This window comes from Leisingera sp. CC-HEC093, assembly GCF_059429195.1.
In genome coordinates this window covers 3,009,141-3,022,189 of the sequence record NZ_JCAIJR010000001.1, presented here as the reverse complement: position 1 = coordinate 3,022,189, position 13,049 = coordinate 3,009,141, and the positions used below count along the sequence as shown (strand labels likewise).

General features: G+C 61.8%; 13 protein-coding genes. 8 read left to right on the top strand and 5 right to left on the bottom strand.

Annotated features, from left to right (window positions below; all coding sequences use genetic code 11):
- The first annotated feature begins 33 nt into the window (after window positions 1-33).
- The 4 genes from AC5STB_RS14810 to AC5STB_RS14795 all read left to right on the top strand — a co-directional run bounded on the left by AC5STB_RS14810 (window position 34) and on the right by AC5STB_RS14795 (window position 3,563).
- Window positions 34-1,344: an NAD(P)/FAD-dependent oxidoreductase gene (locus AC5STB_RS14810; RefSeq protein WP_495443575.1), complete on the top strand. Its 1,311-nt coding sequence runs from the start codon at window positions 34-36 to the stop codon at window positions 1,342-1,344.
- A 150-nt stretch (window positions 1,345-1,494) separates the two neighbouring features.
- The gene (locus tag AC5STB_RS14805) at window positions 1,495-2,700 is read left to right on the top strand and encodes a DegT/DnrJ/EryC1/StrS family aminotransferase (RefSeq protein ID WP_495443574.1); all 1,206 of its coding nucleotides are present in this window, start codon (window positions 1,495-1,497) and stop codon (window positions 2,698-2,700) included.
- A gap of 93 nt (window positions 2,701-2,793) precedes the next feature.
- On the top strand, window positions 2,794-3,315 hold the full coding sequence (locus AC5STB_RS14800; RefSeq protein WP_495443573.1) for a hypothetical protein: 522 nt from the start codon (window positions 2,794-2,796) through the stop codon (window positions 3,313-3,315).
- A gap of 53 nt (window positions 3,316-3,368) precedes the next feature.
- Window positions 3,369-3,563, top strand: a complete 195-nt coding sequence (locus AC5STB_RS14795) for a hypothetical protein (RefSeq protein ID WP_495443572.1) — start codon at window positions 3,369-3,371, stop codon at window positions 3,561-3,563.
- Window positions 3,564-3,659: 96 nt separating this feature from the next.
- Here the strand turns inward: AC5STB_RS14795 and phaR are convergent, their stop codons facing one another.
- A complete protein-coding gene (phaR, locus tag AC5STB_RS14790; protein ID WP_495443571.1) occupies window positions 3,660-4,217 on the bottom strand; it encodes a polyhydroxyalkanoate synthesis repressor PhaR in 558 nt (185 codons plus the stop codon).
- A gap of 194 nt (window positions 4,218-4,411) precedes the next feature.
- Here phaR and AC5STB_RS14785 point away from each other — a divergent pair, with 194 nt between their 5' ends.
- Window positions 4,412-5,281 carry an NAD-dependent epimerase/dehydratase family protein gene (locus AC5STB_RS14785; RefSeq protein WP_495443570.1) on the top strand — a complete coding sequence of 290 codons (870 nt, stop codon included), beginning with the start codon at window positions 4,412-4,414 and terminating at the stop codon, window positions 5,279-5,281.
- Between the two features lie 114 nt (window positions 5,282-5,395).
- Window positions 5,396-7,144 (top strand): adenylate/guanylate cyclase domain-containing protein, encoded by a 1,749-nt coding sequence (locus AC5STB_RS14780; protein ID WP_495443569.1) that lies wholly within the window; start codon window positions 5,396-5,398, stop codon window positions 7,142-7,144.
- Between the two features lie 94 nt (window positions 7,145-7,238).
- On the opposite strand, the gene AC5STB_RS14775 is transcribed toward AC5STB_RS14780, so the two are convergent.
- Together AC5STB_RS14775 and AC5STB_RS14770 are read right to left on the bottom strand one after the other, a co-directional pair.
- Window positions 7,239-7,688, bottom strand: a complete 450-nt coding sequence (locus AC5STB_RS14775) for a phasin family protein (RefSeq protein WP_495443568.1) — start codon at window positions 7,686-7,688, stop codon at window positions 7,239-7,241.
- 132 nt (window positions 7,689-7,820) lie between these two features.
- Entirely contained in the window at window positions 7,821-9,623 is a 1,803-nt protein-coding gene (locus AC5STB_RS14770) for a PHA/PHB synthase family protein (RefSeq protein ID WP_495443567.1), read from the bottom strand.
- Window positions 9,624-9,756: 133 nt separating this feature from the next.
- Here AC5STB_RS14770 and phaZ point away from each other — a divergent pair, with 133 nt between their 5' ends.
- The gene (phaZ, locus tag AC5STB_RS14765) at window positions 9,757-11,034 is read left to right on the top strand and encodes a polyhydroxyalkanoate depolymerase (RefSeq protein ID WP_495443566.1); all 1,278 of its coding nucleotides are present in this window, start codon (window positions 9,757-9,759) and stop codon (window positions 11,032-11,034) included.
- A gap of 4 nt (window positions 11,035-11,038) precedes the next feature.
- Complete coding sequence (locus AC5STB_RS14760; protein ID WP_495443565.1) at window positions 11,039-11,611, top strand: DUF6151 family protein; 573 nt, start codon at window positions 11,039-11,041, stop codon at window positions 11,609-11,611.
- Here AC5STB_RS14760 and AC5STB_RS14755 read toward each other — a convergent pair.
- Window positions 11,602-12,351, bottom strand: a complete 750-nt coding sequence (locus AC5STB_RS14755; protein WP_495443564.1) for an alpha/beta fold hydrolase — start codon at window positions 12,349-12,351, stop codon at window positions 11,602-11,604. The two genes, AC5STB_RS14760 and AC5STB_RS14755, sit on opposite strands and share 10 nt — an antisense overlap.
- 121 nt (window positions 12,352-12,472) lie before the next feature.
- Window positions 12,473-12,898 carry a VOC family protein gene (locus AC5STB_RS14750; protein ID WP_495443563.1) on the bottom strand — a complete coding sequence of 142 codons (426 nt, stop codon included), beginning with the start codon at window positions 12,896-12,898 and terminating at the stop codon, window positions 12,473-12,475.
- Window positions 12,899-13,049: the final 151 nt, after the last annotated feature.

Sequence of the window (13,049 nt, the reverse complement as noted above, 5' to 3'; positions counted from 1 at the left end):
CCGGATGACACCTGCTCTCAAATGAGGTGCGTGATGGGAATGAACCTGCTCTATTCCAATGACCGCAAGGGCGAATACCCGGAGAGCTGGTATGCGGCGACTGCCGCGCCGCTGGAGCGCTTTCCGGCGCTGGATGAAGATTCGAGTGCAGACGTTTGCATCGTCGGCGGCGGCTATACCGGCCTGTCGGCGGCTTTGCATCTGGCGGAGGCCGGCCTGTCTGTGGTGCTGCTGGAAGCGCAGCGGGTAGGCTTTGGCGCCTCTGGCCGCAACGGCGGCCAGCTGGGGAGCGGCCAGCGGATGGAGCAGGACGGGCTGGAAAAGCTGGTCGGCCCGGATGAGGCCCGCAAGCTCTGGGATCTGGCCGAAGGCGCCAAGGATCTGGTGAAGGATCTGGTGGCCCGGCACCGGATAGACTGTCATCTGAAGCCTGGCGTGGCCCATGCCTGTTTCTCCAAGGGCGAGACGGCACATGAGCACGCCTATGCAGAACATCTGCAAAAACGTTATGGCTACAATCAGATTGAACTGCTGGACCGGGACGGAATGCAGGCTCTCTGCCCCTCCCCGGCCTATGCCGGCGGATCGCTGGATATGGGGGCCGGCCATCTGCACCCGCTTGCCTATGCTCTGGGTCTGGCCCGTGCGGCGGCGGCTGCCGGGGCCAAGGTCCACGAAGGCAGCGAGGTTCTGGACATCCAGAAAGGCACCAAACTGCGCATCCGCACTGCGGGCGGCACCGTCACCGCGGATCATCTGATCCTGGCCTGCAACGGATATCTCGGCGGATTGAATGGCCAGGTCGCGGCGCGGGTGATGCCTATCAACAACTTCGTGGTGGCGACCGAACCGCTGGGTGAGGACGCCGCCCGGGTGCTGACACGCGACGTCGCCGTGGCGGATACCAAATTTGTGGTCAACTATTTCCGGCTCAGCCATGACAAGCGGCTGCTGTTCGGCGGCGGCGAGAGTTACGGCTACCGTTTCCCGGCAGATATCTCCGCCACCGTGCGCAAGCCGATGAGCGAGATCTTCCCGCATCTGAAGGATGTCAGGATCGATTATGCCTGGGGCGGCACCCTGGGCATCACCATGAAGCGAATGCCCTATCTGGCGCGGCTGGCTCCCAATGTGCTGACCGCTTCCGGCTACTCCGGCCACGGTGTCGGCACCGCCACCCATGCAGGCCAGTTGATGGCGCAGGCCATTCAGGGGCAGGCTGAGGGGTTTGACACTTTGGCCCGCGTCCCGGCACCGCGCTTTCCCGGCGGGCCGCGGATGCGTTCGCCGCTTCTGGTGCTGGCGATGACCTGGTTTTCCCTGCGCGACCGGCTGGGCGTCTAGCCGTCCAGGCGCTTCTGGGCCGGTTTCCGCGCAACTCCGCAACAATTCTGTGAAATTTTACCGGGCGCAGCAGATTCCGCCGCGCCCGGTCTTGGCATCTTGGCAACTTAGTTTTAGATTTACCAAAGCAACCATTTAGGATTTTGAAATATGGCCCTGCCGCCCAACGTTCATGATGCTGAGCCTATTCCCGCAGCTGCCCGCGAAGCCATCGACGCACTGATCCAATCGGGCGACCTGTTCCGCTACACCGCGTCCCAGGACGCACCGGTCACGCTGCTTGAACAGGAATACGCAGAGCTCCTGGGCAGCAAATATGCGCTGGCGGTCTCTTCTTGCTCGGCAGCACTGTTTCTGTCGCTGAAGGCGCTTGGCCTGCCCCGCGACGCCCGCGTGCTGATCCCGGCCTTCACCTTTGCCGCGGTCCCCTCCTCGGTGGTGCATGCCGACTGCGTGCCGGTGCTGTGCGAAGTGGCTGACAATTACCGCATCGACATGGCTGATTTCGAGGCCAAGCTGGACGGCGTGCAGGCAGTGATCATCAGCCACATGCGCGGCCATACCTCTGACATGGATGCGATCATGGCTCTGTGCGATGCCCGCGGCATCCCGGTGGTCGAGGATGCGGCCCATTCGCTGGGCACCACCTGGAACGGCAAAAACATCGGCACCATTGGCAAGGCGGGCTGCTTTTCTTTCCAGTCTTACAAGATGGTCAATGCCGGCGAAGGCGGTATCCTGATCACCGACGACGCGGACCTGATCGCCCGCGCTGCGATCATGTCCGGCGCATATGAGCACAACTGGAAAAAGCACAAAGGCCCGCATGGGGAAAACACCCCGGACTTGGAACAGGCCTTTGCCAAGTGGCAGAACCAGCTGCCGCTGTATAACCTGCGGATGAGCAACCTGTCCGCCGCCGTGATCCGCCCGCAACTGCCGGAACTGGCCCGCCGGGTGCGCGACGGCCTCGCCAACCACGATTATGTGGCCGAACGGCTGAATAGCTCCCCCTTCTTTGACGTGCCCGCGCCGCTGGCCCCGGAACGCCGCGCGCCGGATTCGATCCAGTTCAATCTGATGGACCTCAGCGAGGCGCAGACCCGCGCCTTTGCTGCCGCGGCAGAAGCAAAGGGCGTCAAGGTGCAGGTTTTTGGCCTGTCGACAGACAACGCCCGCGCTTTCTGGAACTGGCAGTTCCTGCGCGATGTTCCCGACCTGCCGCAGACCCGCGCGATGCTGATGAAAGCCTGCGACGTGCGCCTGCCGGTACGCCTGTCCCGGGCTGAACTGAACGTGATTGCGGAGATCCTGCTGGCGTCGGCGGAAGAGGCCCTGGGCAAGGCAGCGGCCTGAACTGCACGGATGATTTAGCGAAACAAAGCCCCGGTATTGCGCCGGGGCTTTTTCGTGATTGCAATCCAGGCTTGTGCCGTTCACGGTGCCGCCATGAAAGGCCCACAGAAATTCAAGCGGCGCCCCGCCACCGCCCTGGTGGCCATGGCAAACTCCTTAAGCATGGGGGATACCGTCCCTGAGGACGAACTAAGCCAGATCATTGGCGCGGTGGTGAGGAACCGGGCGGAGCGGGCCGCACTGCTTACCGCCATCCGCGCATCCAACGATCCGGACAGCGGCCTGGCCGTGGCGGACCTGCTGACCGCCTTTGCCACAGAGGCCGCAGAAGCCGAAGCGCAGGCCCGCGACGCGGATCAGGTCATCGGCCAATGGGCACAGCGGCTGGCCGCCGGCGCGCTGCTGGCGAGCTTTGGCGCAGCAATTGCCGGCACGGTCACCGGCGGGCTGGCCTTCAGCCTTACCCTGCTTTCGTTTTCCGGCTTTATTTTCGCAACCGCCTCCCGGATCGGCGGCCGGGTGAAAATGCGCCGCCGCGCCCAGGAACGGGAGAGCGCCGACTCCCTGGCCCGCCATGTGCTGGAAGCAGGCAAACTGAAGCCGGAGGGGAAGTGATATGGAATTTTCAGCATTCCTCCCCTATATTGTCAGTGTAACCGGAGAAACGCATGATTGAAGCCATGGGACTTGAGACTGTCATCGTCAGTACGATCATCGGCGCCTGCGCCCTGTCTTTTGGCGCCAGCGCTTATCTGTTCATGCGTGCACGCCCGCAGTCTGCGGCAAAGGATCTGGACAAGATCGTGAAAAACGCCCCCTATCACCGTCTCCACAACGTGCTGAGGGTTGAGGCCGGGTCCTGATCCGCACCCGCAACAGACTGCGCAACAAAAAAGCCCCCGCCGAACCGGACAGGGGGCTTACTTGTGGAATATGCTGTCGGTGCCCTACGCTGGGCACTACTTCATCTTGGACAGTTTCTCCTGCAGCGCCGCCAGCTGCTTCTTGATGTCATCAAGATCCTCGCCGCTGCTGTCAGACTTTTCGCCCTCCTGCGCGCCTGCGCCCCAGCCCGCAGCGCCGAAGCCACCGGACATCGCCTTCAGGAAAGCCTCCTGCTGCGCCTTCATCGCTTCGAATCCCGGCATCTTGGACATCGGGTTCATGGCGTTCATGTTTTCCATCATCTTCGACTGGCTCTCGCGCAGCATGTCAAAGGATGTCTGCAGGAACTGCGGCATCACCCCGCCGCCGGGCACCATGTAGCTGCGCACCAGATCATTCAGCACATTCACCGGCAGCACATTCTCGCCGCGGCTCTCGTGCTCGGCAATGATCTGCAGCAGATACTGGCGGGTCAGGTCATCGCCGGTCTTCAGATCGACAATCTGCACTTCCCGCCCTTCCCGGATGAACCCCGCGATGTCTTCCAGCGTGACATAATCGCTGGTCTCGGTGTTATAGAGCCGCCGGCTCGCATACCGCTTGATCAGCAAGGGTTTGTCCTGCTCTGCCATGTACTCCCTCCCCGGTATTGATGCATTGCAGCGAAGCCTATGCCACTGCAGAACAAAAGGGAAGCCTTGCCGTGTTTTCCGCAACATTTGTTCCTCTCCGGCCTTCTGCATATGCATCCCCGGCTTGACCTTAACCTGGCTTGAGCTTTTACAGAGGACCCCGCAATAGAATCTGCAGCGGGAGGCAGCACAATATGAAGGTCCTTATTCTGGGCGGCACCGGATCCATTGGCACCGCCGTCACCCAAGAACTGGCCAGGCACGGCCACCAGGTCACCGGCCTCAGCCGGTCGGAGACATCAGACCGCAAGCTCCAGGCCCTGGGTGCCAGCCCCCTTCGCGGCGATCTGCGCGCACCCGGCGCCTGGGTGCGCGAGGCAACCCGCACAGACGCGGTGATCCAGCTGGCCGCGACCTTCGATAAAGACATGGCTGAAGCCGATACCGCAGCCATCACTGCCATTCTGCGGCACGCCGCCCTGCGCCCGGATCCGCTGCGGATGATCTACACCGGCGGCTGCTGGCTCTATGGCGCTACCGGCAGCCGCGTCGCGGACGAGGCCAGCCCGATGCATCCGATTAAGCCCTTCGCCTGGATGCAGAAGAACGCCCGTATGGTCCTGTCGCCTCCGGCCGTCTCGGCTGCGGTGATTCACCCGGCGATGGTCTATCACGCCGGGGGCGGCGTTTTTTCCCGCTACCTGGACGCTGCCCGCGCTGGCAGGCCGTTTGAGATCTGGGGCAGCATCACCACCCGCTGGCCGCTGATCCAGCGCGACGATCTGGCGCGGGCATACCGGCTGCTGCTGGAGAACCCCAGCCTGACCGGCCATTTCAACGCCAGTGCCGAAGACGGCGTTCCGGCGGCGAATATCACCAGTGAGATTGCCCGCCGCCACGGCCACAATGGCAGCTATGTGGTGCGCAGCCTGAAACACGTGTTGTGCAGGTACGGCGCCTGGGCCGAAGGGCCGGCGCTGGACCAGCAGATGGGCTCCTCCAAGCTGCGCCGCCTGACCGGCTGGACGCCGCAGTTTTCCAGCTTCTGCGATGCGCAGTTCTGAAGCCCGGCCGCAAAGCGCTGAAAGAAATGCGTTCTTTTCGAGCCATTAAACCACCGCAAAATCCTCAATATGATATAATAGCTGTCAGGTCTTTGAGTTTGTGGTGCAGGAAAGATGGCTGACCAAGGGGACAGACAAAGACAAGCTGCTATTTTGATCGCTGATGTGGCCGGGTTTTCCGCGCTAGTCGAGACCGGCGAAGCCGAAGCTGTGGCTGCCGTCCGCAATCTGTCGGACAAGGTCATAGTGCCGGCCGCACAACAGTATTCCGGCCAGCTTGTCAAAACACTGGGGGACGGCTTTCTGCTGGAGTTCCCGAATTCCCTGCAAGCTGTGAAAGCCGCCCTGCTGATCGCAAAGAAAACCGCCGCCCGCGGCGCCAGCCGGACCGGCCCGCAGCTGATCCTTCGGATGGGCATCCACACAGGCAAGGTCATCGCTGCCGGCGGCGATCTGTTCGGCAACTGCGTCAACATTGCCGCCCGCCTCGAAAGCTTGGCCGGACCGGGTGAAATCTGCGTCTCCGGCACTGTGCAGGCCCAGGTCCGCGGCCGGATCAATGCAGCCTTTGATGATCTTGGCCTGCAAGTCATCCGCAATATGTCGGACCCGGTGCGGATCTTCCGGATCTGCGAAAACGCCATGCCGCGGCTGGAGCCGGATGGCCCGGCCTATGACATTTCCGTGGCGGTGCTGCCCTTCCGGAACATGTCTCCGGATTCGGAAGCGGCTGAAAGACTTGCAGAGGCAATGACCGAAGATGTGACCATCGGTCTCTCCCGGTTCCGGGAATTGCGCGTCATTTCCCGCACCACCGCCCTGCGGTTTGCCGCCAGCGCGTCCGAGACATCCTTGGCGGCGGTGGAGCTGGGTGTCAGGTATCTTGTCGAGGGCACTGTGCGCCAACTGATGAACGATCTGCGGGTCAGCATTTCCTTGGCCGATGGCGTCAACGGGACATCGCTGCTCAGTGAACAGTACGATCGGGCTGCGGCCGGCAGCTTCAGCCAAGAGGATGCGCTGGCCGGGCAGATCACCCAGACACTGGCCGGCCAGCTGCAGGCCAACGCCAAACGGAAGTCCGCCGAGCTGCGCGCCCGCGGTGAACCTGTAACGTCGCGGGAGCTGGTGCTTCAGGCCAAGGCGCTTTTGCTCGACACTCAGGAGGCGCTGCTTGAGTGCCGCCGTCTCTATCAGCGGGCTTTTGACAGCGACCCCGGTAATGCCTCCTCCTGCTGCGGGCTGGCACTGACTTACCTGGTGGAATGGATGAGCGGCTGGGGCAATTCCCCAGCGGAAACCCTGGACCAGGCCTTCCCGCTGCTGCGCCGCGCCGCCCGCATCGATCCGCTCGACAGCGTGGCGCAGCGCCGCCTGGCCGTCATGCACCTATTCAAGGGCGAATTCTCCCTGGCAGAGGACCATTTCCAGCGCGCACTGACGCTCAACCCGAACGACACCGACGCCATTGCATTCCGCGGCTTGTCCTTGGTCTATCAAGGCAAGCCGGAGAAGGCGCTTGCTGAACTGGATGAAGCCTCTGCGCGCAATCCCTTCCATCCGACCTACTACCATTGGTTCAAGGGACTGGCTCTATACATGTGCCGTGAATACCAGCCCGGCATTTCAGAGGTGAACAAGGCCGTGGGGCTGTTTCCGGGCTTCCCAGCACCGCGCCGCCATTTGGCGGCCTGCTACGGACAGCTAGGCGACAGGAAAGCCGCTGCTCAGGAAACCGGGCGCATTCTGCAGCTGGAACCCGGGTTTTCCGTGTCACGGATCAGCGAGACCCTGCCTTTTGCAAATAGCGAGGACCTTGAGCATTACTGCGACGGCCTGCGCCGCGCGGGGTTGCCGGACTGACCGCTAAAATGCAAAAGGACAGGCCTTGCGGCCTGCCCTTCTTCACGTTCCGGCTCCGTCAGGGAGGAGAGCGAGGGCCGGTACGTGGTCGTTCTTACTTGGCAGTTGCCGAAGCTTTCTTCGCTGCGGTGGTCACCTCTTCGGTGGCCTTTTTCACGGCAGCAGTTGCTTCTTCGGTTGCGTCTTTGCCAGCAGCCATCATCAGTTCGACGGTGTCCATCTGAACCTTCTTGGCGATCTCAGCAAAGGCAGCCATGTTTTCAGCAGCCACTTCAGCGGAAGCGGAGGCGAAATCAGTTGCGGCCTTGGCGTAGTCTGCCGGCTCAGCCTTGACTTTGGAAACGTCGCCCAGCTTGGCGATGGTTTCTTTGGTCCACTTGCTGGAGATCTCGGCGGATTTGCCGGCTGCGTCCAGTGCAACAGCGGACAGCTTCTCGTTCAGGGCTGCGGTGTTCTTGAATGCGTCTTCCATCGCTTTGGTGTCGACCGGGAAGGCGCCCATGAAGTCTTTCATCATCGCGGTGAAGTCTTGGGTCTTTGCCATAGTTCTAATTCCTCAGAAAGCTGCAGCAGGACCATCCTGCGCTCTTAGCATGAGAGGAATATGCGTGCCGCACTGCAGCATTTCAAGAGTTTTGATGCTGCAGTGCAGAAAAAAATCGCAAATCCTGCGGAATCAACGGTTTGCCTTTACCTTCACATAGGACCCCGGGGCCGGCATCAAAGAGGGATAGCCCGAATCCCCGACCTCCCGAGCAGGAACCTGCTTGCCTGACCGCTTCTTCAGCCAGTCATTCCAGCGCGGCCACCAGGAACCCTCGTGGTAATCCGCGCCATCCATCCAGGTCTCGCTGTCGCCCTTCAGCTCGTCGTTGATATAGTGGCCGTACTTCTTCTTGCTGGGCGGATTGACGATCCCCGCGATATGGCCGGACTCCGATACGATGAAGCTCTTGCTGCGCGACCCCATCTGCTGCACGCCGCGGTAACAGTCCTTCCACCGGGCGATATGGTCGGTCTCGCAGGTGATCGCCATCAGCGGCACATCGACGTCTTTGATATGCAGTTTGTGGCCCATCAGCTCGAACCCGTCGCCGACAAACTCGTTATCCTGGCACAGGCCGCGCAGGTACTGTATTGCCATCTTGCCAGGCAGGTTGGCGCCGTCGCCGTTCCAGTAGAGCAGATCGAAGGCCGGCGGCGTCTCGCCCATCATATAGCTTTTGACCGCGGGGCCGTAGATCAGGTCTTTTGAGCGCAGGAACGACATGGTCCGCGCAATCACCCAGGACCGCAGCAGCCCCTCTTCTTCTACCTGTGCCTCGATCCCGTCGACGAAATCGTCCTGCAAAAACGGCGTGAACTCGCCCTGGTCGCCGAAATCGGTGAGCGTGGTAAAGAAGGTCGCCGATTTCACAGATTTGTCGCCGCGCTGCTTCATCAGCGCCAGCGTCAGGCCCAGCGTGGTGCCCGCGATGCAATATCCAACCGCGTTGACCTGCTTGACCTTGCAGATCTCCTTGGCGGTCTCGATTGCAGCCAGGAAGCCCTCTTGTATGTAATCCTCCATCCCCACGTCGGCATGACTGGCATCGGCATTGACCCAAGAGACCACAAATAAGGTGTAGCCCTGCTCGGTCACCCATTTGATCAGGCTGTTCTGCGCCTTCAGGTCGAGGATGTAGAACTTGTTGATCCAGGGCGGGAACAGCACGATAGGTGTCTCATGCACCGACTCTGTCACCGGTTTATACTGGATCAGTTCCATCATCCGGTTGCGGTAAACCACATCGCCCGGCGTCGTGGCGATATTGCCGCCCAGCTCAAAGGCGCTCTCGTCCGCCAGCCGCACCACCAGTTCGCCGTTGTTGGCTTCCAAATCGGTGACCAGGTTCTCCAGCCCGTCGATCAGCGACTGCCCTTCCGTCGCCACCGCCTTTTCCAGCGCGTCGGGGTTGGTCGGCAGGAAATTGGTCGGCGCCATCATCTCGATGATCTGATCGGCAAAGTAGGTCAGCCGCTGCTTATCCCTGCGGTCCAGATCCACCGCATCCTGCACCGCCTTGCGGATCGCATCGGCGTTGGTCATGTACTGCTGCTTCACAAAATTGAAGTACGGGCTGCTGTCCCAAAGCGGATTCGAAAAACGGCGGTCCTTGGGGCCGCCGTCATCCGAGCTGTCCAGTTTCCCAGCCAGAGCTTTCTGGGCATCCGCAAAATTCAGCACAGATTTGCTCCAGTACTCGACCTGCTGCTCCAGGATCTTGGCCGGGTTCTGCATCGCTTCGGCCCAATAGGCAGTTGCTGCGCGCGCATAAAGCTCTTGATTCGGACCGTCCAAAGCCGGGTTATGCGGTACCTTTCGGGACATGACATCGGCCAGACGCTTGCTCAGCTCCTCCACACGGGTCATGTTTTCCTTAAGCTTTTCAATGCTCTCAGAATTGGCCGCTGCGGATAATTCGTCACTAGTTGTCATATAAAAGAATCCCTCATAGGCTTTCTGCTATGCAGAATACTCTTCTGCATTTTTCAGGGCAAAGCGGCGATTGGTCCAATGTTCCGGATTTGATGGTCCGATGACGCAGGGGCAGAGCCCGAAGGAGACACGCATGCGATACATGATGACCTACGATCTGATGGAGACCGTCCGGAACACCAACCAGTGGTTGGGCGCCACCGCCCTCTCCATGGCATCTTACCCGGTCTTCTCCGCCTTGCCAAACCCTGCGCTCAGCTGGATGGCCGCCTGGGGAGAAGTAACGGAACGTACTTACCAGCGCATGGTGGTGAAACCCGACTGGGGCATCCCCTCCTTCACCTGCGAGGACGGCAAGGACCATCTGGTCGAAATCACCACCGTGGTGGAGCGCCCGTTCGGCGACCTCATCCATTTCAAGGTCAACGGGCGCGAAGAACAGCCGCGCAAGGTGCTGCTGGTTGCCCCGATGTCCGGCCACTACGCCACCCTTCTCCGCTCTACCGTCCAAAGTCTGATCAGAAACTGCGAAGTCTATGTGACGGACTGGCACAACGCCCGCGACATTCCTGTTTCCGCAGGGAAATTCGACGTCGAGGATTATACGCTCTACCTTGTCGACTTCATGCGCGAGCTGGGTCCCGACACCCATGTGGTCGCGGTCTGCCAGCCGGTGCCGCTGACGCTCGCCGCCACCGCCTATCTGGCGGAGCAGGATCCCAAGGCGCAGCCCTCCTCACTGACGCTGATCGGCGGCCCGGTGGACCCTGACGCCACCCCGACCGAGGTTACCGACTTCGGCCGCCGCGTCACCATGGGCCAGCTAGAGGAAACCATGATCCAGCGCGTCGGCTTTAAATACCCCGGCGTCGGCCGCAAGGTCTATCCGGGCCTGCTGCAGCTGGCGTCCTTCATGTCGATGAACGGCGAACGTCACTCCAAGGCGTTCATGGATCAGATCCAGCGCGTCTCCCGCGGCGAAGCTTCGGATCACGATGCCCATAATCGTTTCTATGACGAATATCTGGCGGTGATGGACATGACGGCAGAATTCTACCTCTCCACCGTCGAACGCATCTTCAAGAACCGCGAGATCGCCCGCAACGAATTCGTGGTGAACGGCCACAAGGTCGACTTCTCCAAGATCACCGATGTGGCGGTCAAGACCGTCGAAGGCGCCAAGGACGACATCTCCGCCCCCGGCCAGTGCATTGCCGCGCTGGACCTCTGCACCGGTCTGCCGGAGGAGAAGAAGGCCAGCCATGTGGAGCCTGGCGCCGGTCACTACGGCATCTTCGCAGGGCGCAGCTGGCGCAACAACATCCGCCCGCTGGTGATCGATTTCATGAACGCCAACAGCCGCCGGAAACCGGCGGCACACAAACCGGCCAACAAAAACACCGCGGCTTGACAACATGACGGGCGAACTGTCGTTTTCCTGCAATTGCGGGGCCTTACGCGGCGAGGTTGCCGCACAGGGCATTAAGACCGGAACCAGGGTTGTCTGCTATTGCGCCGACTGCCGCGCCAATGAGCTGTACCACGCCCAGCCTGACCCGGCCCCGGATCCGGTCGACCTGTTCCAGCTGTCGCCCGATACCATCACCATCAGCCAAGGGGCGGAGCATCTGAAAGCGCTCCGCCTTGGCCCCCGCGGCCCCTTGCGCTGGTATGCGTCTTGCTGCGGCACGCCCTTTGCCAATACGCTGGCCAAACCCGGGCTGCCCTTTGCCGGCATGCGCTCTGACCTGTTTCAGGACAAGTCCGCCCTGGGCAAGATCCGCGCCAAGGCTTTTGTCCCCGCGCCCGGCAAGCAAGCCCGCACCAAGGGCGGCGGGGCCATGGCCTGGGGCATCGTCAGCCGGATGATCACCGCGCGGGTGTCAGGCCGGTGGAAGGACACGCCATTTTTTGATGCGGAAACCGGCAAGCCGGTGGCCGAACCTCAATTGATCAGCAAGGCAGAACGCGCCAGGCTTTACCCCTGAACGCAGAGATCCGTTTCAGCCACGGGTTCCGCCAGCCAATGCAGCAGCGCCCGGTTCACTGCATCCGGCTGCTCCAGAACCGGGAAATGACCGGCATCCGGCAGGATATCCAGCCGCGCCCCAGGCAGCAGCTGCGCCAGCAGTTCCAGTTTCGCTGGCGGCACCAGCGTATCATGCGCCCCGCCCAGAACCAGCGTGGGGACATGCACCCGCCGCATCGCGGCCTGCTGATCCGGCCGCCGCTGCAGGGCACGCGCTTGCGCCACATACATCTCCGGCCCCAATTCCATCCCCATCCGGCAGAACAGATTGTGCACCTCCAGCCGAAGGGGACCGGGTGCAAGCGCCTCCATCGGCAGCGTCTCCCGCAGCACGTCCTCCAGACGCCCTGCACGCGCCGCGACGATCTGCGGCTCCCGGCTGGCGGCCTGATCCGGCGTCTCTGCCAGCGGGCTGGCCCCGATGATGCACAAACGGCTGACCCGTTCCGGCGCCCGGCGCACCAGCTCCATTGCCAAAATACCACCCATTGAAAACCCCGCCAGGGCAAATCGAGGCGGCAGGTGGCTCAGCATCCGCGCGGCGATCTTCTCCACCGTGTCGCCGCCCGCCAGCGGCAGCACCATCACCGGCATACTGCCGGAGAATGTCCGGACCTGAGCGTAGAAAATCCGCCCATCGCACATCATGCCCGGCAGCAGAACCAGGGGTTCGCGGCACGGTAGCTGGTCATAAGGCATGTGATGCCCTCGCGGTTTGCCTTCCACCCGTGCCCCAACTGTGCGGGCGTACGCGCCCCTGGATCAAGAAAAACCGTCCGGCGGCGGCAACTTCCGCAATGGCTGCCGCCGCTGCGCCACGTTAGTAGCCGTTCCAGCGGAACGCGCCATCCTCCGCCAGCGGCGAGAACGGGTTATAGGCAATCTCCCAGATGTGCCCGTCCGGGCTGCGAAAATAGCCGTGATGGCCGCCCCAGAACACATCTTGCGCAGGCTTCAGGATCACCGCGCCGGCCGCCTCGGCTGCAGCCAGCAGCTCTGCCACCTCTTCCTTGCCGCGGGTGTTGTGGCTCAGCGTCATCGCACCGGTGCCCAGCTCCCGCTCCTCCAGACCCATCTCCGCTGCCAAGGCTGCCAGAGGATACAGGCCCAGCGTCTGCGAAATCAGGTCAAAAGCAATCACCCCGTCCGGGCTCTCCGCCCGCTTCCATCCCAGCGCCTCATAAAAAGCCGCAGCCCGGCCCATGTCCGGCACGCCCAGCGTGATCAAGCTTACCCTCTGTTCCATTTCCGAAAATCCTCATTGAACAATCAAATACCTTCCGCCGCCGGCATGCCCCCGGCAAATCCCGGGGCTGATCCAGCAGCACCAAAATTCTAACGGCTTGGCCGGATGTGAACAATACGTGAACAGGGCGTTTCCGGGCGCACGCCCCAGC

Coding starts and splice junctions, on each gene's coding strand:
- AC5STB_RS14810 (WP_495443575.1), top strand. CDS start 34: ATGGGAATGAACCTGCTCTATTCCAATGACCGCAAGGGCGAATACCCG.
- AC5STB_RS14805 (WP_495443574.1), top strand. CDS start 1,495: ATGGCCCTGCCGCCCAACGTTCATGATGCTGAGCCTATTCCCGCAGCT.
- AC5STB_RS14800 (WP_495443573.1), top strand. CDS start 2,794: ATGAAAGGCCCACAGAAATTCAAGCGGCGCCCCGCCACCGCCCTGGTG.
- AC5STB_RS14795 (WP_495443572.1), top strand. CDS start 3,369: ATGATTGAAGCCATGGGACTTGAGACTGTCATCGTCAGTACGATCATC.
- phaR (WP_495443571.1), bottom strand. CDS start 4,217: ATGGCAGAGCAGGACAAACCCTTGCTGATCAAGCGGTATGCGAGCCGG.
- AC5STB_RS14785 (WP_495443570.1), top strand. CDS start 4,412: ATGAAGGTCCTTATTCTGGGCGGCACCGGATCCATTGGCACCGCCGTC.
- AC5STB_RS14780 (WP_495443569.1), top strand. CDS start 5,396: ATGGCTGACCAAGGGGACAGACAAAGACAAGCTGCTATTTTGATCGCT.
- AC5STB_RS14775 (WP_495443568.1), bottom strand. CDS start 7,688: ATGGCAAAGACCCAAGACTTCACCGCGATGATGAAAGACTTCATGGGC.
- AC5STB_RS14770 (WP_495443567.1), bottom strand. CDS start 9,623: ATGACAACTAGTGACGAATTATCCGCAGCGGCCAATTCTGAGAGCATT.
- phaZ (WP_495443566.1), top strand. CDS start 9,757: ATGCGATACATGATGACCTACGATCTGATGGAGACCGTCCGGAACACC.
- AC5STB_RS14760 (WP_495443565.1), top strand. CDS start 11,039: ATGACGGGCGAACTGTCGTTTTCCTGCAATTGCGGGGCCTTACGCGGC.
- AC5STB_RS14755 (WP_495443564.1), bottom strand. CDS start 12,351: ATGCCTTATGACCAGCTACCGTGCCGCGAACCCCTGGTTCTGCTGCCG.
- AC5STB_RS14750 (WP_495443563.1), bottom strand. CDS start 12,898: ATGGAACAGAGGGTAAGCTTGATCACGCTGGGCGTGCCGGACATGGGC.